Below are 377 nucleotides of genomic sequence, written 5' to 3' on the forward strand. Positions count from 1 at the left end.
GGCGGTCATGAGAGGTTGAGCCCCGCGTGGTCCCACTGATCGAGCAGCACCTCTGCGGGTAGCGCGCTGCCCTCGGGAGCCAGGCGCTGGACCGGCATGTCGTCGGAGGCGCATGCGAGCAGTTGCTCGGCGACGAGGTGGGGAACGAGCAGCGCTGTGGTGCCGGCCTTCCGGTTGAAGGCCACCTGGTAGGTGGCGATGACCGCCGCTTCCCACAAGGTGAGGGGGTCGCGTTCCGGCTCGCTGTGGTGGGTCCGGACGAGGGCGGGCGCCTTCACCGCCACCAGCTGCCATGGCGTACTGACGGGGCGGCCGGCTTCTTCGCGTGCCTGGCTGACCCAGTCGGCAGTGAGTCGGCGGAACGCGGCGTGGGCCTC

The 377-nt window shown here is 70.8% G+C and carries 1 protein-coding gene; it reads right to left on the reverse strand.

The genetic code is table 11. The features are described 5' to 3' along the window. Positions 1-5: 5 nt before the first annotated feature. The coding region (locus IG64_RS37265) for a hypothetical protein (protein WP_158771767.1) at positions 6-377 on the reverse strand (372 nt) is incomplete at its 5' end.

This window comes from Streptomyces sp. NRRL S-340 (assembly GCF_000720185.1).
Lineage (GTDB): Bacteria > Actinomycetota > Actinomycetes > Streptomycetales > Streptomycetaceae > Streptomyces.